This window comes from Labilithrix sp. (genome assembly GCA_019637155.1).
Classification (GTDB): domain Bacteria; phylum Myxococcota_A; class Polyangia; order Polyangiales; family Polyangiaceae; genus Labilithrix.
Genome location: JAHBWE010000017.1, coordinates 1 through 20864 on the forward strand (window position 1 = coordinate 1; position 20864 = coordinate 20864).

Annotated in this window: 33 protein-coding genes; 13 read left to right on the forward strand and 20 right to left on the reverse strand. The window is 66.5% G+C overall.

Annotated features, from left to right (window positions below):
* Positions 1-69 precede the first annotated feature (69 nt).
* The 3 genes from KF837_32005 to KF837_32015 all read right to left on the reverse strand — a co-directional run bounded on the left by KF837_32005 (position 70) and on the right by KF837_32015 (position 1099).
* Positions 70-264, reverse strand: a complete 195-nt coding sequence (locus KF837_32005) for a hypothetical protein (GenBank protein MBX3231994.1) — start codon at positions 262-264, stop codon at positions 70-72.
* 68 nt (positions 265-332) lie between these two features.
* On the reverse strand, positions 333-842 hold the full coding sequence (locus KF837_32010; protein MBX3231995.1) for a hypothetical protein: 510 nt from the start codon (positions 840-842) through the stop codon (positions 333-335).
* The gene (locus tag KF837_32015; GenBank protein MBX3231996.1) at positions 839-1099 is read right to left on the reverse strand and encodes a hypothetical protein; all 261 of its coding nucleotides are present in this window, start codon (positions 1097-1099) and stop codon (positions 839-841) included. The genes KF837_32010 and KF837_32015 overlap by 4 nt, the downstream gene beginning before the upstream one ends.
* A 604-nt stretch (positions 1100-1703) precedes the next feature.
* Between KF837_32015 and KF837_32020 the strand changes: the two genes are divergently transcribed.
* From KF837_32020 to KF837_32035, 4 genes are all read left to right on the forward strand, one after another.
* Positions 1704-2204 (forward strand): hypothetical protein, encoded by a 501-nt coding sequence (locus tag KF837_32020; protein ID MBX3231997.1) that lies wholly within the window; start codon positions 1704-1706, stop codon positions 2202-2204.
* Between the two features lie 137 nt (positions 2205-2341).
* Complete coding sequence (locus KF837_32025; protein MBX3231998.1) at positions 2342-3004, forward strand: hypothetical protein; 663 nt, start codon at positions 2342-2344, stop codon at positions 3002-3004.
* Between the two features lie 129 nt (positions 3005-3133).
* Entirely contained in the window at positions 3134-3328 is a 195-nt protein-coding gene (locus tag KF837_32030; GenBank protein ID MBX3231999.1) for a hypothetical protein, read from the forward strand.
* On the forward strand, positions 3325-3582 hold the full coding sequence (locus tag KF837_32035) for a hypothetical protein (protein MBX3232000.1): 258 nt from the start codon (positions 3325-3327) through the stop codon (positions 3580-3582). The genes KF837_32030 and KF837_32035 overlap by 4 nt, the downstream gene beginning before the upstream one ends.
* 195 nt (positions 3583-3777) lie before the next feature.
* Here KF837_32035 and KF837_32040 read toward each other — a convergent pair whose 3' ends face one another.
* From KF837_32040 to KF837_32060, 5 genes are all read right to left on the reverse strand, one after another.
* A complete protein-coding gene (locus KF837_32040; GenBank protein ID MBX3232001.1) occupies positions 3778-4488 on the reverse strand; it encodes a recombinase family protein in 711 nt (236 codons plus the stop codon).
* 128 nt (positions 4489-4616) lie between these two features.
* Positions 4617-5117: a hypothetical protein gene (locus tag KF837_32045; GenBank protein MBX3232002.1), complete on the reverse strand. Its 501-nt coding sequence runs from the start codon at positions 5115-5117 to the stop codon at positions 4617-4619.
* A 46-nt stretch (positions 5118-5163) separates the two neighbouring features.
* Positions 5164-5577, reverse strand: a complete 414-nt coding sequence (locus KF837_32050; protein ID MBX3232003.1) for a diadenylate cyclase — start codon at positions 5575-5577, stop codon at positions 5164-5166.
* Complete coding sequence (locus KF837_32055) at positions 5577-5858, reverse strand: hypothetical protein (GenBank protein ID MBX3232004.1); 282 nt, start codon at positions 5856-5858, stop codon at positions 5577-5579. The genes KF837_32050 and KF837_32055 overlap by 1 nt, the downstream gene beginning before the upstream one ends.
* A 165-nt stretch (positions 5859-6023) precedes the next feature.
* On the reverse strand, positions 6024-6341 hold the full coding sequence (locus KF837_32060) for a hypothetical protein (GenBank protein MBX3232005.1): 318 nt from the start codon (positions 6339-6341) through the stop codon (positions 6024-6026).
* A 69-nt stretch (positions 6342-6410) separates the two neighbouring features.
* Between KF837_32060 and KF837_32065 the strand changes: the two genes are divergently transcribed.
* A complete protein-coding gene (locus tag KF837_32065; protein MBX3232006.1) occupies positions 6411-6791 on the forward strand; it encodes a hypothetical protein in 381 nt (126 codons plus the stop codon).
* 290 nt (positions 6792-7081) lie between these two features.
* Here KF837_32065 and KF837_32070 read toward each other — a convergent pair whose 3' ends face one another.
* Entirely contained in the window at positions 7082-7627 is a 546-nt protein-coding gene (locus tag KF837_32070) for a hypothetical protein (protein ID MBX3232007.1), read from the reverse strand.
* A 129-nt stretch (positions 7628-7756) separates the two neighbouring features.
* Here KF837_32070 and KF837_32075 point away from each other — a divergent pair, with 129 nt between their 5' ends.
* A complete protein-coding gene (locus KF837_32075; protein ID MBX3232008.1) occupies positions 7757-8026 on the forward strand; it encodes a helix-turn-helix transcriptional regulator in 270 nt (89 codons plus the stop codon).
* Positions 8027-8030: 4 nt separating this feature from the next.
* Here KF837_32075 and KF837_32080 read toward each other — a convergent pair whose 3' ends face one another.
* The 6 genes from KF837_32080 to KF837_32105 all read right to left on the reverse strand — a co-directional run bounded on the left by KF837_32080 (position 8031) and on the right by KF837_32105 (position 12010).
* On the reverse strand, positions 8031-8252 hold the full coding sequence (locus tag KF837_32080; GenBank protein ID MBX3232009.1) for a hypothetical protein: 222 nt from the start codon (positions 8250-8252) through the stop codon (positions 8031-8033).
* Between the two features lie 318 nt (positions 8253-8570).
* On the reverse strand, positions 8571-8861 hold the full coding sequence (locus KF837_32085; GenBank protein MBX3232010.1) for a hypothetical protein: 291 nt from the start codon (positions 8859-8861) through the stop codon (positions 8571-8573).
* A gap of 402 nt (positions 8862-9263) precedes the next feature.
* Positions 9264-9860 carry a hypothetical protein gene (locus KF837_32090; GenBank protein MBX3232011.1) on the reverse strand — a complete coding sequence of 199 codons (597 nt, stop codon included), beginning with the start codon at positions 9858-9860 and terminating at the stop codon, positions 9264-9266.
* Positions 9857-10486 (reverse strand): hypothetical protein, encoded by a 630-nt coding sequence (locus KF837_32095; protein MBX3232012.1) that lies wholly within the window; start codon positions 10484-10486, stop codon positions 9857-9859. Before KF837_32095 ends, KF837_32090 begins: the two co-directional genes overlap by 4 nt.
* A gap of 69 nt (positions 10487-10555) precedes the next feature.
* Positions 10556-10855 carry a hypothetical protein gene (locus tag KF837_32100; GenBank protein MBX3232013.1) on the reverse strand — a complete coding sequence of 100 codons (300 nt, stop codon included), beginning with the start codon at positions 10853-10855 and terminating at the stop codon, positions 10556-10558.
* 159 nt (positions 10856-11014) lie between these two features.
* Positions 11015-12010 (reverse strand): hypothetical protein, encoded by a 996-nt coding sequence (locus KF837_32105; GenBank protein ID MBX3232014.1) that lies wholly within the window; start codon positions 12008-12010, stop codon positions 11015-11017.
* Positions 12011-12405: 395 nt separating this feature from the next.
* Between KF837_32105 and KF837_32110 the strand changes: the two genes are divergently transcribed.
* The 4 genes from KF837_32110 to KF837_32125 all read left to right on the forward strand — a co-directional run bounded on the left by KF837_32110 (position 12406) and on the right by KF837_32125 (position 15184).
* Positions 12406-12906, forward strand: coding sequence for a winged helix DNA-binding protein (locus KF837_32110; protein MBX3232015.1), 501 nt, complete (start codon positions 12406-12408; stop codon positions 12904-12906).
* 517 nt (positions 12907-13423) lie between these two features.
* Positions 13424-14266, forward strand: coding sequence for a hypothetical protein (locus tag KF837_32115; GenBank protein MBX3232016.1), 843 nt, complete (start codon positions 13424-13426; stop codon positions 14264-14266).
* Positions 14267-14298: 32 nt separating this feature from the next.
* Positions 14299-14625, forward strand: coding sequence for a hypothetical protein (locus KF837_32120; protein ID MBX3232017.1), 327 nt, complete (start codon positions 14299-14301; stop codon positions 14623-14625).
* A complete protein-coding gene (locus KF837_32125) occupies positions 14615-15184 on the forward strand; it encodes a hypothetical protein (protein MBX3232018.1) in 570 nt (189 codons plus the stop codon). Before KF837_32120 ends, KF837_32125 begins: the two co-directional genes overlap by 11 nt.
* Positions 15185-15190: 6 nt before the next feature.
* On the opposite strand, the gene KF837_32130 is transcribed toward KF837_32125, so the two are convergent.
* Both KF837_32130 and KF837_32135 read right to left on the reverse strand, forming a co-directional pair.
* A complete protein-coding gene (locus KF837_32130; protein MBX3232019.1) occupies positions 15191-15349 on the reverse strand; it encodes a hypothetical protein in 159 nt (52 codons plus the stop codon).
* A gap of 244 nt (positions 15350-15593) precedes the next feature.
* Positions 15594-16286 (reverse strand): hypothetical protein, encoded by a 693-nt coding sequence (locus tag KF837_32135; GenBank protein ID MBX3232020.1) that lies wholly within the window; start codon positions 16284-16286, stop codon positions 15594-15596.
* A 132-nt stretch (positions 16287-16418) separates the two neighbouring features.
* Between KF837_32135 and KF837_32140 the strand changes: the two genes are divergently transcribed.
* The 3 genes from KF837_32140 to KF837_32150 all read left to right on the forward strand — a co-directional run bounded on the left by KF837_32140 (position 16419) and on the right by KF837_32150 (position 17740).
* A complete protein-coding gene (locus KF837_32140; GenBank protein ID MBX3232021.1) occupies positions 16419-16631 on the forward strand; it encodes a hypothetical protein in 213 nt (70 codons plus the stop codon).
* Positions 16632-16984: 353 nt separating this feature from the next.
* Positions 16985-17287, forward strand: coding sequence for a hypothetical protein (locus KF837_32145; protein MBX3232022.1), 303 nt, complete (start codon positions 16985-16987; stop codon positions 17285-17287).
* Between the two features lie 303 nt (positions 17288-17590).
* Positions 17591-17740, forward strand: coding sequence for a hypothetical protein (locus KF837_32150; protein ID MBX3232023.1), 150 nt, complete (start codon positions 17591-17593; stop codon positions 17738-17740).
* Positions 17741-17863: 123 nt separating this feature from the next.
* On the opposite strand, the gene KF837_32155 is transcribed toward KF837_32150, so the two are convergent.
* From KF837_32155 to KF837_32165, 3 genes are all read right to left on the reverse strand, one after another.
* A complete protein-coding gene (locus KF837_32155; protein ID MBX3232024.1) occupies positions 17864-19066 on the reverse strand; it encodes a WG repeat-containing protein in 1203 nt (400 codons plus the stop codon).
* Positions 19067-19259: 193 nt separating this feature from the next.
* The gene (locus tag KF837_32160) at positions 19260-20069 is read right to left on the reverse strand and encodes a hypothetical protein (GenBank protein ID MBX3232025.1); all 810 of its coding nucleotides are present in this window, start codon (positions 20067-20069) and stop codon (positions 19260-19262) included.
* A gap of 11 nt (positions 20070-20080) precedes the next feature.
* Positions 20081-20539: a hypothetical protein gene (locus KF837_32165; protein MBX3232026.1), complete on the reverse strand. Its 459-nt coding sequence runs from the start codon at positions 20537-20539 to the stop codon at positions 20081-20083.
* Positions 20540-20864: the final 325 nt, after the last annotated feature.

A 20864-nucleotide genomic window follows, 5' to 3' on the forward strand; every position in this document is an offset into this window, starting at 1 on the left:
GGTAACCGCCGTAGCAGCCGTAAGGGCAGGGCTCCGACGGCGGCGCCCGCAGCGGCGATGACGATATCGTCATCCCGCCTCGCCCTCGCGCTCGGCCCGGAGGGCGAGCTCCGTGATGAGTTCACACGCGCGGACGATGCCCTCGGACGTCGTGTCGATGTGGCCAGCGAAGACCGGGCGGCCGTTCTTATAGCCGACTATCGGACGGCGCTTCTCGGAGGTCAGACATTCTTCGGCCTCGAGTTGTACGGTATCGTCGGGCATCGGTTGTCTCCTTGTTCGATGTTCATGCTGCCCCGCCGACGCGAAACTCGGCGGGGCAGCCTCACTCGTCAGTTCGGCTGGCTGGCGACGTACTCCGCGTAGGCCGCCTCGTCGCGTTTCCGGAGGACCTCATCGCTCTCGAACACGAGCTCGCACTCGATAGCCTCGTGACTAAGGAGGGCATTGAAGCGGCGCTGGAGCGAGACGATGCCGGCGAAGCCGTAAGGTCGCTTCGTCTGCTGGCGTAGCTCGATGAGCTCCACAACGTGCGGCCAGAGGGCGTAGAGATGGTTGCTCACTTGGACAGCGAATGGAGACCACGTGTCGCGCTGCTCCTCGCTCCAGATCCCCTGAGTCGCCTGAGCAGCAACGGACTCTGCGTTGCCTTCGATGAGCTGCTGGAGCACGCAGGAAAGGTTGTCGAGGTGGGCGAGACCAGCACCGCCGTCGTCGTCGTCGTCACTGAAGTCGTCGAAGAATGGGCTGAGCAAGTCCTCCAGCGCATACACGTGCGGTTCGATGTTCGATAGAGTTTCATGAATTCTCTGTTCAATGAGCTCGTCGGATAGTTGGGTCATGGCTTCTCCTTTTCGAAATAGTTCTTCAAGAGAATGCAAGCCTGTTCAGGGATGGTCTTTCGTGCCTTCCTCGCGCTCCTGTGGAGGGACAAGTACGTCTCGTCATCCACAGGGACCAAGATCTGAGGCGCGAAGGTGTCGCCGCGTAGAACTCCGTAGACGTGGCTGATATCCACTTTGTATTCGGCCGCGAGCTGACGAGCCGTCCGGCCAGCCCTCCTCTTCTGCCGCATCTCCACGGCGGCGAAGAGATCCATCTTCCTGTGGCCGTTTTCACTGTGAGTCACCCAACCGTGAGCCAAATAAAGCTCTATCAGGAGCCATGATGACCATGGTTCCCAGTGCTCCGATCGACGCACGCCGCCCACTTCAACGCATGGGTCGAACTGACATACGAGGCCCTTATCCCAGAGGCATCGTGGACCGTGCAGTTTACGAGTGCAAAACAGCATTTCAAACATAGTATTCGGAGGCCATTCCTTTCGTCACTGGTACGCCCGTTGCTCCGATCGCGTGCGCGCGGATCTCTCCTTCTCTTCTCTCTCGATCTCGGATCCCAGATCCGGAGAGATTCAGAGAGAGGGAGATCCGGGACGCGCGAGGTCGGATCAGGTCGGAACATTCCGATGACGTCCTCGGAGAGCGTGACCGTAGAAGAGGCACGGAAGGATGGTTTTCTGAGCCTCGAGAATCTGGAAGCTATGTCAGGGCCTCCGAAGCGTAAGAGAACCTCGGAAGGGCAACGGGACTCAAGGACGATGGCGCCATGAAGACGGCTCGTAATCTCATGGCTCGCTCTCCCTGATCTGACCGGTAGAAAGTCCGCTCGGAGACTCCCTCATTGCGCATGTACCTGACGAAATGGCGAGCTCCAACGGCTATCCCTTCACGTCACGACGAAAGGTTGTCGAGCGAATCACCTCGGAGCCCGCCTTCGCGCTGGCGTGCATCCGCCTCGTCGACGAGCGTCGCGGCTGGATGGCCTCGCACCGGGTTCGGGCAGGCAAGGTCCTCGCGAAGATCATCGCCGGCGATCTATCGCCCTCGGATCTCGCCGAGGTGATCTCCTTGATCTCGCCCTACGCGCGGACCGTCAGCCGCATCCTGCGCGAGCGCGAGATCGCCGAAGGGGCGCCCGAGCTCGCCGCCAAGGCCGCGGTGTTCGGCGTGCTCCGTCCCGCTTCAGCAGCGCCCGACACCAGGGAGGTCGTGCAGCCGTCGGTTGCTTCCCCCTCCGTCGCCGACACGCCCGCTGCCGTGGAGGTGCCGGTTGTCGCGCCGAAGCGTCGTGGACGGTCCCCTGGATCCAAGAACAAAAAGCCGCGCTCGGAGTCCGAACCGAAGCGCCGTCGCCGTTCCTGACCTTCCTCCGTCATTCCATCCCGAAGCGTCGGGGTCACGGCGCGTTGCTTTCTCGCGTCCAGGCTCGGCTCGCAGGCTAACCTGCGAGGTTGATCGCTCACGCAAGTGGGCACGACCGCATCCGAATGGAGGGATTCGTGAACGTCGCGCTGCCACCGCTTCCCGTATTCTCGATACCCGACGCCCGCATCGGTGAAGGTCTCATCGCCCACGTCCAAAGCGTCAACTCGTTCGCCGCTGTCGCGGCATGGGATCGAGACGCGAACGCGTTCGCCTCCTACGTCAAGGGCTTCCTCGCGGCGGTTCCGAACATCGAGTATCAGATCGGCGTCGTCGAGCAGCACGCGAGGCACGCCCACGCCAGTCGCGGGTTCTTCGAGAAGACGTTCGGATCGCCCCCGATGACGGCGGAGATTCAGGCGATGCGGCAGCAGCTCAGGGTGGCCGTCGTTGCCTTGACGGGCATCGTCGAGCAGCTCGAATCGCTCATCGACCAGACGCCCGACAACCCGGAGGAGAAGAAAGCCCTCCTTGCCGATCTGAAGGCGTTGAAGAAGGAGCTCTCCCAGGAGAAGAAGGAGTTGAGCCTCGCGATGCGTGAGGTGCGCGCCAACGCACGACGTGCCGGCGCGAACGTCGGCGGCTTCTTCAGCACGCCACGATCGCGTCGCTACGAGCGAATGCAGATCCGGTTCAACAAGGAGGCTGCACTCCAACCGCACGAGGACGAGAAGGCAGCCATCGAACGGCGGATCATGTCGGTGGAACGCCTCATCCTCTGGGTCGAGCGGATCAACTGACGCGAAGCCCGGCGCGTGGGATGAGTCAGGCGCGTTCGTCGCCACCGAATCATCCTCTCGACGAAGTCTGCCGCTGGCAATCTCCCGCCGGAGATCTTGCGCTCGTCGGCGTACCAGCTGTCGGAGGTGATGATGTTCTTCCGCGCTCTGACCGCCGACGAAGAGGCCCGCTTCAGGAGCTGGGCGCGCAGCAACTACCCGCCCGGTTCCATCATCGACGGTGCGTGGCATCCGTCCGTGCAGGACGAGTGCCTCCGCATCAATCGCGAGCGCGCCGTGTTCGTCATGGACGCCGCAGCTCCGGGCGAGGAGTCCGCCCCATGACCGCCGATGAGCTCGCCGAGGTCATCGAGGATCTTATTCGCGCCGTGGTCGAGGACGAGGAGGGCGATGCCGAGGAGCTGCACGGCGCGCGGCTCTCCTCCTTCCGTCACGCCGGGCTTCTCACGCGGAATGCCGGCGTTGTCATCACGCTGGCCGACGGTTCCGAGTTCCAGATCTCGGTCGTGCAGTCGCGGATCAGCGACCGTGATGACGAGGACACCGCCGCCGACGACAGCGATGAGGACGCTTCGTAGTCGGGGGCAGGCCTCGTCAGATCGGTTTTACCCAAACCCCATCACGCGGCCGGACATGGACTCGCGCTCGCCACAAGCGGCGACGGGCCGTGCTCGGCCGTCGCCTTGTTCGACGTGTACACGGGGAGGCCCGCGGCAAGATCGCCGGGCCCCCATCGGGATGGGGTGTCTCCTTGAGCTCAACGCCCCTGCCGATCACGCCGTGGCAGCCGTTCGGGCGAGCACCCTCCCGACCGTCGTCGCCTCCCATCGGCCACCCCGCTTGGTCGGATGCCCCTCGTCGCGGAGGATACGGGCGATCGCGCGGAGCGAGCTCCCGGCCGTGCGTAGCTCCATGGCACGCCGTACGGCCGCCATCTCGGCCTCGTCCTCGATTACGACGCGACGGCCGTCGCGATCGATCTCGGGCGTTCGCCTTCGTCCGAGCGGCACGCCGCCGACGAGAACCCCCGTCGACTTGAGATGAGCAAGGCTTTCGCGCGTGCGTTCTGCCGTCGCCTCACGCTCCCATTGAGCGACCGAAGCGAGGACGTTCAAGACGAGCCGGCCAGCCGCGGTGCGGGTGTCGATGGAGTCCGAGACGGACAGAAGGGAGCACTTCAACGCGAAGTAGCGCTCGACCAGATCTCCGAGGTCACGAACCGAGCGAGTGAGCCGGTCCAGCTTCACCACGAGGAGGCCGCTGGCGGAGCCGTCTTCGAGACAGGCGAGCGCGCGGAGCAGACCGGGGCGACCCTCGACCGTTCGAGCGGAGCGGCCGGCGTCCATCTCGACGCAGACCAGTTCCAAGTCCATCGCGAGGGCATACGCTTCAAGCTTGGCGCGCTGCGCTGCGAGGGAGACTCCTTCATCGGCCTGCCCTTCGGTACTGACCCTCACGTACCCGACCACACGCGTCTTCGTCATGGTCGCCGATACTTGTTCAGTGCTCGGATCTTCACCGAGATGACCATCGCCGTTACGGGATGGTTCTTGCGGGATGGTCAAAATCTCCTCGAAGAAGTGTCTTCACGGAGACTTCGGTTGAAGGAGATCTATCCTCCGTGGAGGCGATCGACGTGGGACTGGTGCCACGCCGTCTCGATGTCGGTGAGGTCGACATCGTCGCCCACTGCCGCCACGGCATCGAGCACGATCTGTCTGCGGGCAGCACGGAGCTGTGCATCGAGCGCTGGGAGTAGGGAGGCCGCCGTGGTCAGCACAGCCTGCACGCCCTCGTCGTGCGTCATCGACTGGAACGAGACCCGCTCGTGACGACGGACGATGTGCTCGGCGAGCTCTCGGGCGCGATAGCGGTCGACCTGGGAAGCAAGCTCGCTTGCCGTGAAGAACTCCCCGTTGGCCGGTCGCGCGTCGAGCACCGACACGGCGGAGAAGAGCCTTGTGGTTGTCCGCTTGCCATCGAGGAACGACACCTCGTAGCCCACGCCCGCTGCTGGATCGAGCTGACCGCGCAGTACCTTGATGTGCGAGATGCGCTCGACGACTTTCGCGACCCGCTTGTCGTCTTGACTCGCCGTAGACGTTGATCCCATGTCGCTCGGGTATCACGCCGCATGCGCGGAGAACACGGAGAACGGGTCAGCGAAGGTCGGCCTCGCGCGCGTGCCGACGGAGCACGTCTGCGACGTCATCGGCATCCACGACCTCGACGCGCCCCATCCCGTCCACGATTTGGATCTCGCCGGTGTCCTCGTCGAGCGCGATCGCGACGCCGTCGGCGAGCTCGGTGGCGCGCTCCACGACCTCCTCCCACGAGAGTGACACACCGGCGCGCTCGACGCGGTCACCTCGGATGATGACGGCGCCACAGTGGATCCGGTTGACGTGCTCCGGGACGGCGAGCGCGACGAGAAGCTCCCGGCTCACGACGGCGTCGAGCAGGACGCCGCCGGTGATGTCGTGCGACGGATTCAGCAAGAGGACCGCGCCAAGACGATGGCGCGACATGATGAGCACCGTGCCGGCGATCTCCTCGGCGACGTCGACGGGCATCACGGGCTGGTCTGCCCGGTCATCTCGCGGAGCCACAGGCGGAGCCGGAGCCTCGCGCTCCCGTCGGTGCTCTCGCCGATTGCGACCTCAAGGGTCGTCGTGGCGATGTCCGCTTCGTGGTCGAATAAGGCAGGGGCGACCATCGGCGTCCAGCCGTTCTCGCTCGCGAGGTGATGCCAGCCGCGCACTGAAGGCGCCGCGCGGTGAAGCTGCCAGCGCGTCTCGCGCGGCAGGAACGACGACGAGATCAGGTCGGGATGCGCCTCGGCGAGCTCGGTCATCCAGTCAGGGACACGCCCAAACGCGTGGAGCCATGACGAGATGAGGCGCGCCGCGCGGCAGGTCGAGTCTGGCAGTTGACTGACCGCCCACTCCGACGCAGCCTTGCCCCACTCCGCCCGGATCCATCCTCGCCACCTGTGCTCGTCAAGCGTGGCGAGGAGCAGCTAGCAGAGGGCTTCGTGGTCGCCGTCGCGGTGGACGCGGGGCATGATGCGCTCGACGCCGTGACCTGCGTGGACTGCGGTCATCACCGGCGACATCGACCGGATCGACATCAGCACGCGCCGGACCGCGCTCGAGACGTGCAGCGCCCGTCCGAGCGCGGAGATCACGTCGGCGAGATCGGCCTCCGTCGGCCGGGCGCGAGGGAGCATGATTCGGATAACGTTCGCCGCGTCCTCGCGGTCCTCCGCGTCGGCGCGCATATCGCCCAGCACGGAGGTCGCGCGGCGCAAGGTCTCCTTGGCGTAGGAGCGGACCACGAGTGGAGGTACGCGACGGACGTCCGAGCCTGCGGCCCGGCAGCCCCGGCTGCAGCTGTACGCTCCGAAATGCACGACCAAGAGCAGCTACAGAATCTTCTGAACGCGTTCGCCGACCTTCCCCTCGAATGCGACGGTATGACGAGGGTGCTCTCGTTCGCCCTGCGGGAGGCGGGCGTACCGCACGTCGCCAAGGCCGGAGACCTGCTCGTCGACGGCGTTCGCGTTGTCCCGATCCACTTCTGGATCGAGCTCAGCGACGGCTCGCTCGTCGACTATCGGGCCCGGATGTGGAGTGGCGAGGGCGACCACGTCCCTCACGGAGTGTTCCGCTCGGAGGATTGCCCGCGCGTCGAGTATCGCGGCGAGGCGGTCGACGTCTCGATGCCACGCGTCGTTTTCGACGTGCTCACGCGTGACAGGTGCGCCGATGCCTCCAGCCGATGCTGACGCGGGCCGGAGCGGCGGCGTCTTGGTTCGCTCGTCAGCATCGGCCAGAACAGGGCAAGCCCCCACGCCTCCTCGCCGATGTCGCGGACGTCCAGCTGGAGCTCCTCGTGAGCGGTCCGGCCTGCCCCGCGACGGTCGGCGTGTCTTGGGGGGGGGGGGGATAATCGCATACAGGATTGTCGTAGAACCTTCCTTCGGAGCGAAGGTTCATGCACGGATCTCGCCGAGGGACCCGTGCGCCGAGACCCGCCGACCGGATCAACGCGAGAACGGTCCCAAGCCAGAGACGCCTATCGTCGGACGTCTCGCGTCGTACCGTGAGCCTCGAGTCGGCAGTCCGAGATGTGAGGAGCGACCTCTCCGAGACCCCGCTCCGTCTGGATCCGCCCGGTGACGCCAACCATCTCGCCCGTGTGAAGCGAGGCGAGGGACCCCGTGTCCAAGCGGCACAGGAAAGCGAGACCCTGCCCCGTTTGGACGAGCAAGCCGGTCGGCAAGATTTGGGCTTCCCCGGTCACGTAGAAGATCCCCGTGTAGACGCTCCGTGCCTGTACAGGGTTGTCGTTGACGTCCCGGATGAGCTGCGGAACGTCGAGGACGGGTGCGCTCTTGCGCGCGTTCTCCTGATCGCGCTCCACCTTCTGCTTGGCTTCCACGCGGAGGCGGTCTTGCCGCTCCTCCTCCTTACGGGTCGCCTCGGCGTGTTGGGACATGCCGAAGAGGATGAGCCCGAGCAACAGTGCACCGGCCCCAGCGGCGCCCAGAATCAGACGCTGTCGCTTACGGTGCCCCTCCACCATGGACTTGATGGCCGGATCATCTGAGTAGTCGTCCATCTCTTCCCCCGAATTCGGGCTCCGCGCTTGGCTCGGACCGGGAGCCGGCTTCCTGCGGATCACCTCAAAGTGCGAAACTAACACTATCGCTTTATGTTTTGGAAGGACGCTCTCCGCGACCTTCCCGGCGTGCGGAAGCTCGATCCTGAACGCGTCGTCGACGGCGTTGGACGCCGGGTCGCCGAGCTCCGGAAGGAGCGCGGCTGGACGCAGGCCGAGCTCGGCGAGCGCATCAACTTCACGTTCCAGTACGTCGCCCGCATCGAGGGCGGCGTGAACCTCACGATCCACTCCCTAACGCACCTCGCGAACGCCTTCCGCGTGCCGATCGCCGCGCTGTTCGAGCCTCCCCGCGACGAAGCCCCTCGGCGGCCTGGTCGGCCACGGAAGAAGGGGTAGACGTTCATTCTCGAGGGCCCGCCTTGCGTCGTCGCCGCTTCGGCCTTGCGCCAAGCACGAACGCCAGGCCCTCGAACGCGGCGTCGTCGAACCACTGCCTCAGGTCATTCACGTCATCTTCACCGAGCGCGACGCCCACGAACACCCGGCCTCCGTGCTCCGCGGCCGTGCGGATCGCGGCCTCGGCGTTGTCCACGCCGTCGTAGAGCCCGAAGCTGGCGAACACGGAGCCGTCGAGCGCGACCGCGATCGGTGAAGGGTGGAGCTGACGCCATGTCTGCCGCCCCCTCTTCCGCGCCCGGCTCACTGGCCACGGGCCGCCCAGACCGCGGCGATAAACGGGATGACGATGACGCCAATTGCGAACAGCCAGTGCCGAAGGCCGACGTGCGCCGGACCGTGCGTCATGAGCATGCCGCGCGCGCCGCAGCGAGGACACCGCCGGGCTCCCCAGGCGACCGGCCGACCGCAGACGCCGCACGGGTGTCGGAGGAGTGCCGAGAGGTCCATGAAAGCGGGTACGCGGAGGCGAGCGACGTCTCCGTCACCGCCGCTTCTTCTTCGCATCCTTCGCCGTGTTCTTTCTCCGCCTCCGCTCGCGGGCGACGAACGCCGCGCCGGCGCCCTCGTGCCCGGCGTCGTCGATGCGGGCGAGCACGTCGCGGGCCTCACGACCTCGAAGCTTCACCCCGATGAAGATGGCGCCGCCGAGCTCGATCGCCCGGCGGAGGATTCCCTCGGAATCCCTCTCGCCGGCGAAGCCGTGGACGTTGGCGACGACCGAGCTGTCCGACGCGACCGCGATCGATGCCTTGTGGATCTTCGGCCTCCTCATTCGCCAACCTCGCGAAGGCGAGGCGGGCCGAACATCTTGTCGAATAGCCTTCGTGCGGGAGGGTCCAGGTGGGCGCGCACCGAAGTCCGGAAGGCCTCGTCCTCCCGGGCGCGAACGCAGAGGGCAACCCAGCGTCGGCCGCGGCGGGTGAGGCACACGGAACACGCCCCGGTGCTCGGATCGAGGCGCCTGGGTCGGGCCAGACAAGCCCTACATGCCCCGATTCTCGCCGGCGCTGTCATTACGGGGCGCCCGTCCTTGCGTTCGGCGGCATTTCGGACGCGCTCGGAGGGGACGGGACGCCCGCGGGTGCCTTCGGCGAGTGCGAGACAGACGGAAGGCCGGCGGATCCGCTTCCGTCCCAGGTGATGCAGACGTAGAGCAGGAGTAAAGCGAGGAACATCATGGGGCGGTACACGGATCCTCCCGACCGACTGTTGACCCGTCCGCGACGGCTCCGCTGATGAAGCCTGCCCGAACAGTCTTGCCCCAACGGGCGTGCGAGCCAAAGCGCCGGGCGTACCCGTCGGCGATGTGGAGCAGTCGCCGTCGCAACCTCGGATCCTCGGACGCGCGGATGATGGCGAGCTGCCAGCTCGTAGGCATTGCGCCATCGAAGTCCCGAAGGCCGATCAACACGCGCACCGCCGACACGAACGTCTCGACGTGCCCCTGTGCGTGGGCGCGGTCCGCCGCACGCCGGGTCCACTCCGTGATCCGCTCGTGGTCGCCGAGCGCGTCGCGGAGCCCCAAGAGTAGAGACCGGACGACGGCCGCAAGATCGAGTGATCGGTGCACCGCCGTGAGGACGTCGGTTACGACGGCCTCGTCAATGTTCTCCCGAAGAAGGAATGCGAGCGCCCTGGCGGCGGCCTTTCGCGTCCGCTCGTCGAGTCGATGGTCGGCCACATCGCGGAGAACGCGAGCGTAGAGGCTTTCGAAGGCCGGGTGCTCGAACGCGCTCTCCGGCCCGCGTCGCGCCGATACAGGGGCGCTCATGGATCGACTCGCTTGCACACGGCGCACTGGATCTCGTACTCCAGCGAACAGTCGGTGCTGTACGCGTTGGCGAGGCGCTCGTCCGAGCGAAGAAGGCGCAACCAGTCAGGCAGCGGCGCGCTCTCTTGCTCCAGCCTCCTCGCGCAGTGGAACGCGATCAGATGGAGCGGCACGTGCGCGTTCGGCATCTCGTGGGCGGCTCGGACGCCTCGCTCCCATTCCGGACTGAGCGTTGGTTCGACACCGTCGAGCCGCACGGCGACGTGCGCGAGCCAGGCGAACGTGGCCCAGTGCTCGCCACGGAGGGCCCGGTCGGCGAGGTTGACCACCCAGTCGACGAGACGCTTCCAGGTACCGTCGGCGCTACGGCAGCCGCCGCAGCTCCAGACGCCGCGGATGAGGCGCTGCACGGCTTCCGGCGAGTCGAGTACCTTGCGGGCCGTCGACAGCGTCTCGGCAAGGCGCTGCTCCGTCTCGGGGAGGTGCTCCAGGGCGTGCTCGGCGACGCGCGCCCACGCGATCCTCTGGCCCGGCGTTGTCGCGGGCGACCGGATCTCGCGGAGGGCCTGCGTGAGCAGGCTGTCGTAGACGGCGACCACGTCGCCGTCGGACCGTTCGGGAACCATCCTCCCTGATACGTTTGAGCGAGCCCGACCTCCGGACTGACACCGCGCGTCACGGAATCCGAAGTGCGGTCACCACGCCCGGCTGCGAAGCATCTCGACCAAGAGGTCAGCGGCGAGCGTCTCGGCGGGAACCTCCCCGTCCTCGGCGAGCTCGGCGAGGAGCGCCCACTCGAACTCGGGAAGCGCGACGCGGAGCGTTCCCGCGGGCGCGTGTGCCTTCAGCTTGGTGATTCGGCACGCGCTGGACTTGGCGATGCCGAACCTCCCGGCGATCTCGGCGAGGGGCGCACCGTTCGCGCGGAGCCGGCGGACCTCCTCGGCCTGGCCGGGGGAGAGCTTCGCGGCGAACGGGTGCGGGCGGGAATTCATCGCCGGGACGGCGGGACAAGAGGGCGATGCCACGAGGGATCAGAGGAACTCGTCCGAGAGCTCGTCGCTTCGGTCCGTGGCCGACTCGTGATCGAACGCGCGGAGGACGTCATCGTCGCGCGAGGGCGATGGTCACGCCGCTGCGTAGTCGGACAGAGTCTACACTTCCGGAGGGCTCGAGGCCGCCGCGCTTGCGGAGGTTTTTGCCGTCATCGCCCACGTCGCGCCGGACGGCGTCGTCCGAGCCCGGTTCGAATGGCCAACGAGCTCGAGGATCGCCTCGGCCGCCGCGCCGGGACCGTCGGCCTTCGCGTAGATCGCGCGGATACGCTCCGCGGCGAGCTTGAAGCTCGCATCGCCGAGGACCTCCTTCACCATCGCCGTCATGCGCGGAGAGATCGCGTCCTCCTGAGAGACTCGGCGCGCCGCACCATGGCGCTCCATCTCCACGATGTTGAAGTCCTGCTCGGGCTGCAGCGGGATGCCGAGGAAGGGTGTGCCGCCGGCCATCGCCGTCTGCACGCTCCCCTGCCCTCCCGCGATGATTGCTAGATTCACGCGCGGCATGATGCGATGGCTCGGGAGAATCTTTTCGACAATCACGTCCTCTCCCGCGAGATCATCGAGGTCGTGCACCGTCGACGCGACGACGACCCTCACGTCGGCGGCCCTCGCTCCTTGGACCACCCCGCGAATCAGGCTCTCCGGCGTCGAGGTCATCGCGACGTAGACCGTCGGTCGATCGGCTCCGGCATTCAGGAACTGCTCCACTCGCTCGGGTACGGGGGCGGAGAGTTCCGCGAACAGCGGACCGACGTAGCGGAGCTTCGTCCCGGCGCGATAGCGCGAAGGATGAGGCTTCCATGCCTCGAGGTCGGCGGCCGAGATACCGAGCACCTCTGGACAATCGGTGACGAGGGTGAGATCGCCGAGGAGGAGCGCGGCGAAGCTCGGCACGATTTCAACGCCGAGCTCCTCCGCAAGCTCGTTGAACTGGCCGCAATAGAGCCTCGCGCGCGATGGGGCTGAGTTCGTGAGCCAGAGCGCGACCGACCTCGGTAGCCATCGGCCAAAGGGGATCGTGGAGCGGAGTGGGATGGGTGACAGATTCCGTTCGCACACGGGGGGGACCCATGATCCCGCGTGATCGGTCACGAGAGGGATGCCGGCGAGTCGGGTCGAGAGGAGCGTGGTCAGAGCAAACCCGGTCACGACGCAGCGGACGGCTCGCTCGCGAAGGAGCTTCGCCTCGAGCTCTACGAGCGCTCGCAGCTCCTCACGCTCGTAGAGGCGCGCGCGAGGATGCCCGATTCCGGGAATCGCGCCGAGAAATGCGCGTGCCCGCTCGTTCGACCATCCGGGGCCGAGGACCGTATACGGCACTCGCTCGTCATCGAGCACACGCGTGTATGGCCCACCGTGCGTCACGATGCACGCCTCTGCCCCACGCACGACGAGCGCCTTGTAGATGGCAAGCGCGCGCGAGGTCTCCGAAAGGAACGCTGCGTTCGGGACGAGACAGATCATGCCAGATATGTAACATATTACCTATGTCGAGCAAGCCGACCGTCTCCGAGGAGCCGGGCCTCGCGTTCTCCGAGGAAGAAGTGGACGCGCTGAGCCAGGACAAGATCGTACGGCTCCAGACGTTCCGGCTCCTGATCGTCCTCGCGAACGGTCTACGGAACATGACCGACAAGCTCCTCGCCGCAGATGGCCTGACGACGCAGCAGGCAGCGGTACTCACGATCGCGCGAGGTCTTGGGCGGCCGTCCTTCTCCGAGTGCGCTACCGCCCTCGCGACGAGCCACCAGAACGTGAAGCAGATCGCGCTCGCCCTCGAGCGAAAGGGGTTCGTTCGCATCGTGCCCGATCCGAACGACGGTCGAATTCGCCGACTCCAAACGACACCGAAGAACGATCGCTACTGGGCCAAACGCAACCCAAGCGACCACGCCGCCGTCCTCGCGACCTTCAACGCGCTCACACCGCACGAGGCGCGCACGCTGTTCCGGTTGCTGACGAAGTTGAAGACCGGGCTCGAGGGCTGAGCGCGCCGCCGAGCGTGCTGCCGAATGGCGCGCCGCCATGCGTGGAAGGCCGCGTTCTCTTGGACGACCTCGCTCGCCCTCCCGCCAGCATGGCCGCAACGCCACGACGGACGATGCTCGGCAGGTCGTCCGTGACGGTCGAGCCAGGCCACGACATCACTGAAGCTCTGTTCCCTCTTCCGCCCACACCGTTCCGGCCGCTTCCTCTCGCCGACCGCTACTGGTGTGGCGACTGGTGTGGCGCGCGCTCCCGGAGGCGCGTTTTGCCCATGTTCGTCGAGCGATCCCGCCCGCCTCTGCCACCTTGCCAAGGTGGACGTCGAGGGTTCGAATCCCTTCTCCCGCTCCACTCGAAGGCCGCCGATGGCGGCCTTTCGCGTTTCTGGACGTAACGGAGCGTTACGCCAGGATGGTCGGACCGGTGGTGTGGCGCCGGGCCGGACTGGTGTGGCGAGTGGTGTGGACCGCCGGACGTTGGAGACGACGCGCGCGACTGATAGAAGCCGTCTCCAGCGCCATGCGTGCGAGAGAAACTGCCAGCAATGAACGCGAAGCCCAGCTCCTGACCGAGCTCTCGGATCTCGTCCACGGCGTCACGATGCCGTTCGCGTGCGGTGGCACCCTGGTGCCGAGCAAGGCGGTGACGCTGCACCTGAAGAACGGGCTGGAGGTCCCCATTCGCCGCGCAGCCGGAGAACGCGATCGCGATCCCGCCGTCGAGGATCTCGTCGAGCGCTGCGCCCCCGCCCCGTTCGGAAAGGGCAAGAGAACGCTGTTCGGCAGGTCCGTGCGTGACGCCCGCCAGCTCAAGGCGGAAGGCGGCGCGTTCTCGGTCGCGGGCTTCGATCCCGTTGAATCCGGTGTGCTCGAGAGCGTGAGACGCGAGTTCGTGCCGCACGATCCCAACCCGCTGACCGCAGAGCTGTACTGTCTGAACGTCTACTCGCAGGGAGGCCACTTCGAGCCGCACAAGGACACTCCCCGTGGCGACGACATGCTCGGGACGCTCGTCGTGTGCCTGCCCGCCCGCTTCCGCGGCGGGCAGCTCCTCGTCACCCACCGCGGGGCACCACGCAGCTTCGACTGGGCACGCAAGGTCGAGGAGCAACTACCGGCACCGATGAGCGCGGAGGAGATCGACAATCCGGTTCCCGATCGGCCGGCTGTGCAACACTTCCACGGCTGCGAATACAGCGCGACGGGCTATTTCGGCAACGAGGGTGGCGACACGGACTTCTATGTCTACGCCGCGCTCCACGTGGAATGCCCGCCCTGGCCAAAACGGGCCGCACGGAGCAAGGCCGCAGCCCGGGAGAAGGCGCCGAGACGGGCTGTGAGAGCGACGCGTCGGGCGCCCTGACCGGGCACGACAGAGTGACAGGTCGGACCGCCATGGCGAAGTCGCGGAGTCGCACGTCGAAGCAGAAGCGTCGCGACCGGAAGCGACGGGACGCGATCGCCGCCCATCCGCGAAGGCTCGCGCACGAGACGATGGTGCTCGTGGCCCCGCCCTGGGCGGACGTCGTTCGCAAGCTCATCGAGCGAATGCGCCCCTCTCCTGGTGCCGTTCCGATCCTCGCCGAGGAGCAGGACATCGGCTCCGATCCAGAGTTTGTGGCGATGTTGGACGGCCGCTTCGCCCTCGAGACACAAGGCTTCGGCTGGAGTAGAGACCTGGCCCTCGCCAACGTGCAGTGTCTCTGCACCCTTGCCGAGTGAGCTCCGGGTTGCGTTTCTTGCCGACGCCTTCGACGGCGATTGGCCGTACCTCGTGACGCGCGAAGTTCCTCTCGAAGGCAAGCGAAACCTCGATGAGATCCTCGCGAGCCATCCCGAGCCCGACGAGCCGGAGAGACCAAAGGATCCGTTCTTCGACAGCAAGGAGATGCGTGACCTCCTGCACCTCGTGATCAACGCCGTGCTCTACGCGACATCGAGTGAGTTCACCTCGGAGGTTCGACGACCGCCCGCACCCGGCATGCTCGGTCCACGCGGCAAACCCCTCGAGTTGTCTGGCGAGACCGTGTTCTTTCTCCCGAACCGCATCCTCGTCGGTCCGCCGACGGATACAAGCGCCCTTCCAGCGGGCCGACCTGGACATAAGATCGAGAAGCGCTTCTGGGTGCGAGGACACTGGCGCAAGCCGAACCCGAGCTGGGAGGATCAACGGCTTCGTTGGATAGCACCGTACTTGAAGGGCCCCGAGATGACCGCGATCATCGAACGGGCGTACGAGTTGAAGGCAAGGGCTCGGAAAGATGAACGGAACCCCGATTGATCGGGCTCACGCGTCGTGTCGCTTCGCTCTCTCGCGATATTCCTCGACGGCCCCCCAGAACTCCCCCTTGTCCTCCTCCGAGTAGAGATGCTGGTTCTCCTCCATGAGTATCACTCCCGTCTTCGCAATCGCGAAAGCGATCTCGGGGCGGACCCCAGCCTCCACCGCCGCCGCCTCCAATGCGTTCGGGTCGGGCGTCGGCTGATCGGCGTCGGGGTCGAAGAAGACCGGATCGTTGGGACCGGGATTGGAACAGGCTGTGGATTTGCCGCTATCGAGCCCTATCGAGCCCTACCCGATGCAGCATGGTCCGTCGGGCCGTGCACACGCCTACACAGACCGGGATGCCTCTGAGACGGAACGGACAGCGACCAATACCTGGCGTGAGAGTATTGCTCAAAGCGCTTTGTCAGCGACGAGGAGACGGGGCGCAAGAAGCTCCAATCTCTTCGGCCGAGGCGACAATCACCGCCTTGCGGATCCAGCGGTCGAGGAGCGCCACGTCAGAACAGCCGAGGATGCGCTCCTTCTGCTCGGCGGAGACGGCGATGCCGCGCGCGTCGAGGACGGTGAGCACGGCGGTCGCTTCGCCGTCCGCCTTGCCCGCGGCGCGGTGCTCCTTGAGGTGCTTCTTGAAGAAGTCGCTCTGGAACTCGTAGTTGCCTGGGCCATGAGATCCTCGAATGCGGCGCGCGCAACGTCGCCGAGTGAGATGCCGATAAGATCGAAGTATGGCATGGCGCGCTCGTCGTCGAGGCGGCGGCGCGAACTTTTCGCGCGGCGCGATGGCCCCTCTGCGGTAGGTCGGCGGCGAGCTACACTCGATGGGGTGAGCGAGTCCCCGTTCCTCACCGAGCGCGCGCGGATCCGAGCGCCGGTCGTGATGTCGTTCGCCGCTGCCGCCGGAGCCGCGCTGCTCGTTTCGCCACATGGCGAGGTCGTTCTCGCCGACGGAGCACTTGGCGAGGTCGATGCGATGCACATCGCGCGGCGGGCCGACCGCCCGATGAGCGACGAAGAGCGTCGCGCTATCGCCGAAGCTCGGGCGAACCCGCAATGGGTCCACGGCGACATCGTCTCCGCGGAGATCGCCGAGCGGCACGACGTGAGGCGAAGGCGCGACGCGAGGGATGAGGCAGGTTTGGTGGGCGGCGCGGCGAGCGCCTCGCCGCGACCGACCTCTCGAGTTCCCAGCTCGATTCAATAGAAGTCGTTCGTGCGATACGCTGCATCCATGTCGGCAGCTTTACTCGGGCGCGTTCACGGTGCGGTGATCGAGCTCGACGCCCCCGTCCCCGAGCTGGAAGGCCAGCGCGTTCGACTCATCGTCGAGACGGTCGATGAGTCCGCCGACCCGAAGATGCTGCAGGCAGCGTGGGACGCGTGGCTCGTCCGATCACCCGACGGACCCATCGTGGACGAGGATGACGACCCGGAGTTCCCGTGATTCGGCGCGGCCAAATCCGATGGTTTCGGTTCTCGCTCCCCGACAAGCGGCGGCCGGTCCTCGTGCTCGGCCGTGATGACGTGCTGCCATCACTCGCGCAGATCCCCGTCATTCCGATCTCGAGTCAGGTGCGTGGGCTCGCATGGGAGGTGTCCCTCGGCAGCCCGATGGGCTTCCGTCGACCTGCGTTCTCAAACCCGAGTGGATTCGGATTGTCGACCGCCCCCACCTCGGCCCGCTCATCGCAACGATGCCGGAGGCGCGTTGGGGCGACGTGCGGCGCGCCCTCCTCGATGTACTCGGACTGGACGGCTAGCCGCTCGGCGACCGCAGGCAAGGAAGGAGCGGCGGCGATGATCGCGAGCGGAGTCTCCGCGTCCGGTCTCGTGCTCCGCTCGCCGCAGGAACGCGACCTCCTCGCGCTCCTCGACGACATCTGCCGCCGCCGCGCCGTCACCCGCGACGACGTCTGCGGCGTCATGCGGACGAAGGCTATCGTGCGCGCTCGTCACGAGCTCTGGTGGTCTCTCCGCCATCACGCCGATCGCTTCTTCAGCTTCGAGGAGATCGGCCGCCTCTTCCGTCGCGATCATGCCACCGTCCTTCACGGCGTTCGCGCTCACGCGCTACGCCTCGGCGAGCGCGCCGCGACGTAGTCGACGATCGCAGCAGGACCGACCCTTCCCGCGTCGGTCCTGCTGCGGCTTGCTCCGATTTCTCCGGATCTTCGCGCTCGTCAACAGGTGTGGACGCGAGCGCGCCTTGTCCGCGCTCGCACATGGCCTATCGGCCTCGTGAGCACCTCGAGGTAGCACGGGCGCGGGCCCTGACGCCGCCGGTGCCCGTACCCACCGCGGGGATGGTGCTCGCGGACCGCTACCGCATCGCGATGCTCGCCAACGGTCGTGTACGTTGGCGGCGACACCCAGCTTGAGGTCGTGGCGCCGAACGCGCGCTCGATGATGGCCCGAACGCTCCTGGGCGAGCACGTCTTCTTTTGCCCGGAGACGAAGAAGGTCGAGGTCGACGGCGCGCGAGGCCAGGCGATCGCGAAGCTCCTCCGCCTCCGCGCCGTCGCCGAGGCGAGCGATGCGACGGAGCGATGGTGAAGTGACGCGACGACGTTCGTCGTCGAGAGGACGCGGAGGCGTACGTCCAGCACGACCGTCGCCCATGCGCCGAGAGGACGGTTGCCGAAGCTGCGCGCGCCCATGCTTCGCGGTGAGAGCACTTCATTGCGCCCGCCCGAGTCCGTGGAGGCGGTAGAGGAGCTGCAGCGGACCCTTCTGGGGGTCGGCGAGGGGGCCCGAGAGGGTGGTGAGAAACTGCTTCACGAGGCTCTCGCGCAGCCAGCCGATTGAATACTGCGCGAAGGGCATGCCATAGGAGTTGTGGGAGGCCACCCACGCGGTCGTCTCCGCGAGCAGCTCGGCGACGAGCTGCCGATCGCGTTCGTCGGAGGGCGGAGCGGTCACCCAAGGCTGGAGCTCGTCGAATAGTTGCGCCCGCTCCGGATCGCTTTGGCCGTAGCGTCGCAGTACCTCCAGGCTCGTCCGCGGCGGCTTCTTCGCGTTGAGCTCCGCGCCCTTGTTGTTGATGAAGAGCTCGCGCCCGTTCAAGCGCACGCGGGCGCGCCCCTTGTCGAACGCAGAAGGGCCGCCGAGGTAGTCATCGAACCGTGCGGCGATCACCATCTCGCCAGCGTGGTTGAGATAACCCCATTTGCCGTCAAGCTTGAAGGCCGCGCGAGCTTCGCTGAACTGACCGATAGCCTCGTAGATACAAGGAACCACCTCTGCGCCGACTTCGTCGACGATACCGTATTTACCGTCACGTTTGACGACGGCAATTCCGTCTTTGAACAGGACATGCCTCTCGTAGAGGCAGGGAATGATGGCGCGGCCCGCGCGGTCGAGGACGCCGTGGTTCCAGTCCGCGTCGGCGACCAGCGCACGACCTTCGCTGAAGGTCAGCGCGTCGGCGTACTCGCAGGGGATGGCGACCGCACCGGTCGTGTCGAGGTAGCCGTTCCGCTGTTCGCCCTCGGCGCGCCTGCACATCGCCAGCCCCTCCGAGAACGGGGCGATCCACGAGTATTCGATAGGCGTGATGACCGTCCCACGCTCGTCGAGCAACCCGATGCGCGCGCCTCGATTGGCGATCAGGATGCGATGTCCTGCGTGTCCGAGCTCGTCGTACTCGAGCGGAACCACCTCGTCACCGCGTTCGTCGACGGCGCCCCATTTTCCGCCGAGGTGCTCGAGCCGCGTGGGTTCGTGGTTGTCCGACCGGTCACACAGACCTCCGCCGAGGCAGACGATGCCGAGCCCTTCGCCTTCAGGTGGCTCCACCGCGTGGTCGTACTTCGGAGTGACGAGGACCTTGCCCTGCTCGTCTTGAAAACCGAACTTGCCGTTGGCTCTGAGGATCTTCATGGTCTCCCGTGACCGCAGCTTGCTTCGTCGGGGCGTTCATGGCCGCAGCAATCCCAAGAGGCGTCGCGTCGAAGAGCGGAGAGCTCGCCGGATCGGCGGACGCGTAGAAGCGTGGGCCCGCTCCCCGTGTTGCGAACCGAGGGATCCTCGGGGAGCACCAGATCGAGCGCGACCATATAGACCTCGGCGCACCTCATTCGTCGCCTCGGAGCACACGCAGCGCGTGTTCGATGACCGCGCGTCGCGGCTCGAGTCGGGCGGCCTGGAGCGCCAGCACCCGAGCGAGCGCGAGGCGGTCGGGGCCGTCGTCATCGTCGTACGGGGGTGGGCAACGCTTGGCTAGATCGAGGAGCCGCGACGAGGTGACCGGAAATCCGACCGTCCACGCCTCCACGAAGGCGAGCGCCCGCTCTCGCACGCGAGCGTCGGCGTGGACGAGCAGGAGCGTCACTGCGGGCCATCCGATGCGGAGCAAATAAGGATGACGATACGCGCTCAGGCGTTCCCATAGCGACGACGTGGGGGCGGCGAGCTTCGCTGCCAGCACTTCAGCTGACGGGTACACGACCGGTACGTGTCGACGCGCGTTCGGGTGGCCGCCACAACACCAGCCATCCGCGTGGTCGAGCCAACCAACCTCCTTGACACCGCCGATCTCGGCGATCGAACACTTGCACAGATAGATCCTATCGCGGGTGCCCCACGTGACGCGCGGGGGCGAGAGCGGCGTGCCCTCGTAGATCGCGGGGAGCTCTTCGCGCGCGAGGGGGCCCGCGACGCTGAAGGACATGCAGTCGAAGGTCTTGACCCGTACCTTGCAATCGCCACAGACGAGGCGACTACAGCCGATGACCTCGTCGTGCTCGCCCCAGGGCTCGTCTTTCGCCTGCCGGCGCCACGGCTCGTCGTCCGCCTGCGGGAGCCAGCTCCCCATCCCGACGAGCAAGCCACCCCTGCTGCAGAACTCGAGCGCGCGCTCTGGTGCTGGAGTCGTGATCTGCACGGGCGCAATCGTCACCCGGCCTCGCTCGCCCCGCAACCCGCGTAGTCGTCACGCGCGTCGGAGGAAGAGCTCGACGCACTGCTGCGCGCGAGCAGTGCCCCGAGCTCCGTCCGCTCCTTGTGCTCTTTCTTCAGGGCCGCGAGCGTGCGCAGCTCGAGCGAGACCTCATTCGTGAAGGACCACTTCGCCGGCGCCGCGACGAGCGCATCCTCGAGGCTCCCGCGATGCGAGCTCCCGAGGTCACGCGAGAGCCCCTCGAGCATCGGCACGTCCTTGGCGCGGATCCCAAGCTCGACGATCGCAGGAACGAACGTTCGAGACACCACCCCCGGAAACTCTCCTACGATGCTCTTCGCGTCGGACGACACGCGACCCTCGGCCCACCTCGTCACCACGTCCTCGGCCGTCGCGCGCTGGGAGTCGCTCAGGTCGTCCGCCCCCTTGCCGCGGTAGATGGCCTGGTAGCTCATCGTCGCCTGCCCAAGCTCCCCACGCGCCGCAGCGGCCTCCGCCGACCGCACCGACGCTTGGACGCTCGAGCCGCAGCCGACACACGACAGCGAGAAGAGAAGCCCCAACCCGAACCACACCCGCCTCATGCCCCCGGCCGACGGACCGAGCCTCCGCACCCCGTCCCCATGGACGTCCTTACCAAGAGACTCGCCCGAGTTCACGCGCATCGTTTCATGCTGCAATGAGTATCCGACCTCTTTCAATCTCCAAGATCGCGGGCACCGATCGAGGCGCCCCTTCGACATGACGACAGTGTCGCCTCGACGTCGGCAATCGGGTCGA

Coding starts and splice junctions, on each gene's coding strand:
- KF837_32005 (MBX3231994.1), bottom strand. CDS start 264: ATGCCCGACGATACCGTACAACTCGAGGCCGAAGAATGTCTGACCTCC.
- KF837_32010 (MBX3231995.1), bottom strand. CDS start 842: ATGACCCAACTATCCGACGAGCTCATTGAACAGAGAATTCATGAAACT.
- KF837_32015 (MBX3231996.1), bottom strand. CDS start 1,099: ATGGATCTCTTCGCCGCCGTGGAGATGCGGCAGAAGAGGAGGGCTGGC.
- KF837_32020 (MBX3231997.1), top strand. CDS start 1,704: ATGGCGAGCTCCAACGGCTATCCCTTCACGTCACGACGAAAGGTTGTC.
- KF837_32030 (MBX3231999.1), top strand. CDS start 3,134: ATGATGTTCTTCCGCGCTCTGACCGCCGACGAAGAGGCCCGCTTCAGG.
- KF837_32035 (MBX3232000.1), top strand. CDS start 3,325: ATGACCGCCGATGAGCTCGCCGAGGTCATCGAGGATCTTATTCGCGCC.
- KF837_32040 (MBX3232001.1), bottom strand. CDS start 4,488: ATGACGAAGACGCGTGTGGTCGGGTACGTGAGGGTCAGTACCGAAGGG.
- KF837_32045 (MBX3232002.1), bottom strand. CDS start 5,117: ATGGGATCAACGTCTACGGCGAGTCAAGACGACAAGCGGGTCGCGAAA.
- KF837_32050 (MBX3232003.1), bottom strand. CDS start 5,577: ATGCCCGTCGACGTCGCCGAGGAGATCGCCGGCACGGTGCTCATCATG.
- KF837_32055 (MBX3232004.1), bottom strand. CDS start 5,858: ATGACCGAGCTCGCCGAGGCGCATCCCGACCTGATCTCGTCGTCGTTC.
- KF837_32065 (MBX3232006.1), top strand. CDS start 6,411: ATGCACGACCAAGAGCAGCTACAGAATCTTCTGAACGCGTTCGCCGAC.
- KF837_32070 (MBX3232007.1), bottom strand. CDS start 7,627: ATGGACGACTACTCAGATGATCCGGCCATCAAGTCCATGGTGGAGGGG.
- KF837_32085 (MBX3232010.1), bottom strand. CDS start 8,861: ATGAGGAGGCCGAAGATCCACAAGGCATCGATCGCGGTCGCGTCGGAC.
- KF837_32090 (MBX3232011.1), bottom strand. CDS start 9,860: ATGAGCGCCCCTGTATCGGCGCGACGCGGGCCGGAGAGCGCGTTCGAG.
- KF837_32095 (MBX3232012.1), bottom strand. CDS start 10,486: ATGGTTCCCGAACGGTCCGACGGCGACGTGGTCGCCGTCTACGACAGC.
- KF837_32100 (MBX3232013.1), bottom strand. CDS start 10,855: ATGAATTCCCGCCCGCACCCGTTCGCCGCGAAGCTCTCCCCCGGCCAG.
- KF837_32110 (MBX3232015.1), top strand. CDS start 12,406: ATGTCGAGCAAGCCGACCGTCTCCGAGGAGCCGGGCCTCGCGTTCTCC.
- KF837_32115 (MBX3232016.1), top strand. CDS start 13,424: ATGCGTGCGAGAGAAACTGCCAGCAATGAACGCGAAGCCCAGCTCCTG.
- KF837_32120 (MBX3232017.1), top strand. CDS start 14,299: ATGGCGAAGTCGCGGAGTCGCACGTCGAAGCAGAAGCGTCGCGACCGG.
- KF837_32140 (MBX3232021.1), top strand. CDS start 16,419: ATGTCGGCAGCTTTACTCGGGCGCGTTCACGGTGCGGTGATCGAGCTC.
- KF837_32145 (MBX3232022.1), top strand. CDS start 16,985: ATGATCGCGAGCGGAGTCTCCGCGTCCGGTCTCGTGCTCCGCTCGCCG.
- KF837_32150 (MBX3232023.1), top strand. CDS start 17,591: ATGATGGCCCGAACGCTCCTGGGCGAGCACGTCTTCTTTTGCCCGGAG.
- KF837_32155 (MBX3232024.1), bottom strand. CDS start 19,066: ATGAAGATCCTCAGAGCCAACGGCAAGTTCGGTTTTCAAGACGAGCAG.
- KF837_32165 (MBX3232026.1), bottom strand. CDS start 20,539: ATGAGCTACCAGGCCATCTACCGCGGCAAGGGGGCGGACGACCTGAGC.